1 protein-coding gene and 2 pseudogenes are annotated in these 2971 nt (G+C 62.4%); 2 read left to right on the top strand and 1 reads right to left on the bottom strand.

Annotated features, from left to right (window positions below; translation table 11 throughout):
* Positions 1-123: 123 nt before the first annotated feature.
* Positions 124-732 carry a transporter gene (locus tag HT136_RS25910; RefSeq protein ID WP_214202638.1) on the bottom strand — a complete coding sequence of 203 codons (609 nt, stop codon included), beginning with the start codon at positions 730-732 and terminating at the stop codon, positions 124-126.
* Positions 733-1489: 757 nt separating this feature from the next.
* Between HT136_RS25910 and HT136_RS26780 the strand changes: the two are divergent.
* Both HT136_RS26780 and HT136_RS25920 read left to right on the top strand, forming a co-directional pair.
* Positions 1490-2812 (top strand): annotated as a pseudogene (locus HT136_RS26780) (outer membrane protein assembly factor BamB family protein); the annotation flags it as partial.
* A 70-nt stretch (positions 2813-2882) separates the two neighbouring features.
* Positions 2883-2971, top strand: a pseudogene (locus HT136_RS25920) (IS6 family transposase); the annotation flags it as partial.

Below are 2971 nucleotides of genomic sequence, written 5' to 3' on the forward strand. Positions count from 1 at the left end.
CACCCTTACAACCTCGAGCCCATAGGGGCCCATCGGTGCCAACTCCATGTGTCCACCTCTTCCTTGGTGGACACATCCTTCACACCGCGTCACTCAACCGAACAGGTGCGCGGAATTTCGCGCTTACCCATAAGCCAGGTGACGGCCTGAGCGATCCTCGTCGACTTCTGCTGCCACTCGCGGTGACAGAGCCAGCGCCGCTGCATCGCTGAACTTGTAACTTAAGGGTATGATCAGGCCCGCGCTCCAGTCGCCATCGCCTCCGCCGTTCGTGCCCGTGGCCAGACTTGCATAAGGCAAGATTGCTGCCGCGAAACCATTGGCCTTTTCTTGGGGATGCTTCAGGTTTTGCTTCAGTCCGATCGTGACGTCGCCAATGCCATGCATATGCGTCAGACTTCCGGCCTCGTAATCCCGTGTCGCGGTTCGCACATAAGTTGACCAGGAAATCTGAAGTTCGGTCCGATCTGCAAGTCCATAGCGCAACTGGATATCGCCCAACTTGAGTTGATCCTGCCTCGCGTCGCTGTCCTTGTCCCGCTCCCAATCGGCGATGCCGATCTCCACTTGAAGATGTCCGGGGTCAACGGTGCAGGCCGCCGTGGTGAGACCGGGGCGTTCCGTGCACAACTCGCGCAGCTTGGCCGGTGCGGTGTCGGGGCCCTCGTCTGCAAGGGACGGTGTTGGGGCAACGATAAGGAGTAGGCACATCGCCGCGCAAAGCTTCTGCATGATGTCCCTGTTCTATCGTTGCGATGGCGAAACAAGCCAAATGCCCGACCGTTCCAACAGGCAACTGCACAGTCGCGGAAGCGGTCAGTGTTCCGCGAAGACTGCAATCCCGGACTGAATTCTCGATTTCGACGAAATCGAAGAGCTCTACGAAAGCGTCAATGTCCAAAAGCGCGCAGTTCATTGACCCCTGGGCTATCGGAGGGCATTGCCTTAGGAACAATCCGCTTTTCGGAACATTTTGCTGCCTAGTTGGTGAAATGTTTCCGGAGTGTGAATGATGGATTCGGCGAACCTGCAGACCAAGGCACGGCCATTGGCGCCTTTCGTCCTCGGCGCCGTCATCGCGATAATCGGACTCGTGCTCACGCTGGGCGGCATCTATCTCGCCATGCTGGGAGGCTCGGCGTATTACGTGCTCTCCGGCCTTGCGATGCTGGCCTCGGGCAGTCTGCTGATCCGTCGGAACATTCTGGGCGGATGGGTGTACTGCCTGATCTTCGTGCTGACCATGATCTGGGCCTTCGCCGAAGTCGGCGCCAACAACTGGGCTCTCGTCCCGCGTGTGATCGCGCCGCTGGTGCTGCTGGTGGCGACGCTGCTGGTGATGCCCACCCTCTCCGCGCGCCCGAACCGCTGGAAGCTGGGCCTCGGCACCAGCGCGGCGGCCCTCGTGCTGACGGCGATCTCGGCGATGATCTTCGCGCGCATGGCCGATACCGGCCCGGCCGAGGACCTGCCCGGCCTACGCTTCGAGATGAGCGATCCCTCGCTCGCCGCGGTCGGCGACGACTGGCCCGCTTATGGCGGCACCGATGCGGCGCGCCGCTTCTCGCCGCTCGGCCAGATCACGCCAGACAATGTGAAGAAACTGAAGCGCGTATGGCTGGCCCATACCGGCGACATGCCCTCATCCGCCAAGATCGCGAAGACCTACGGCGGAGAGAACACTCCGCTCAAAGTCGGCGACACGCTCTATGTCTGCACACCCAAGAACAGGGTTATCGCCCTCGATCCGGCGACCGGCAAGCAGCGTTGGAAATTCGACCCCAAGGTCTCGGATGATGCGATCCCGTATACCGCCGCCTGTCGCGGCGTGAGCTACTTCGCGGTGCCCGGCGCTCCGGCCGAGCAGCCCTGTGCGCAGCGCATTATCTACGGCACGCTCGACGCGCGCCTCTTCGCCATCGACGCGCGCACCGGCCTGCGCTGCGCTGTCTTCGGCAGCAACGGCGAGGTCGATACCAAGATCGGCATGGGCAACACTCCTCCGGGTTATGTCTCGATCAACTCGCCGCCGACGATCGTGCGCGGCGTTGTCGTCACCGGACATCAGGTGCTCGACGGACAGGACCGGTGGGCACCATCTGGCGTCATTCGCGGCTACGATGCCGTGACCGGCAAGCTGCGCTGGGCTTGGGATATGATGCATCCGGACTGGAACGGCTATCCGCCCCAGGGTCAGACATGGGCGCGGGGCACCCCCAACATGTGGACAATCGCCAGCGGCGACGAGCAGCTTGGCCTCGTTTACCTGCCGATGGGTAATGCGGCGGCGGACTATTATTCGAGCCTGCGCCGCCCGCAGGAGCGTGACTTCGCGACCTCGCTGGTGGCGCTCGACGTAATCACCGGCAAGCCGCGCTGGAAGTTTCAGGCCGTGCGCGACGACGTATGGGACTATGACTTCGGCGCGCAAGCCACGCTGGTCGACTATAAGGGGGCGCCTGCACTCGTGCTGCCGTCCAAGCAAGGCGACATCTACGTGCTCGACCGGCGTACCGGCAAGCTCTTGACGCCGGTGGGCTCGATTAAGGCGCCCGGCGGCGGCGTCGAGCCCAGCCAGCGCGCGGCGACCCAGCGCGTGTCGCTGTGGCATAGCCTCCGCAAACCCGATCTTACAGAGCGGGACATGTGGGGCATGTCGCCGATCGACCAGATGATTTGCCGCATCCAGTTCCGCAAGGCGAGCTACAAGGGTTTCTTCACCCCGCCCGAGAGCGACCGCCGCTCGATCGAGTATCCCGGCTACAATGGCGGCACCGATTGGGGCGGCATTGCGGTCGATCCCCGCAGAGGCGTGATGGCTCTGTTGCAAACTCTGGCGCATTCGCCAAGATTGGGCTGCTGGATTGGCAGGATCGGTTGCGATGAACGATTTCAAGGGGCGGCACTTCACCGGAGAGGTCATCCTATGGGCGGTGCGCTGGTATTGTCGATACGGCATCAGCTATCGTGA

It is taken from the genome of Novosphingobium profundi, assembly GCF_018491765.1.
In the GTDB taxonomy this organism is placed as follows: Bacteria; Pseudomonadota; Alphaproteobacteria; order Sphingomonadales; family Sphingomonadaceae; genus Novosphingobium; species Novosphingobium profundi.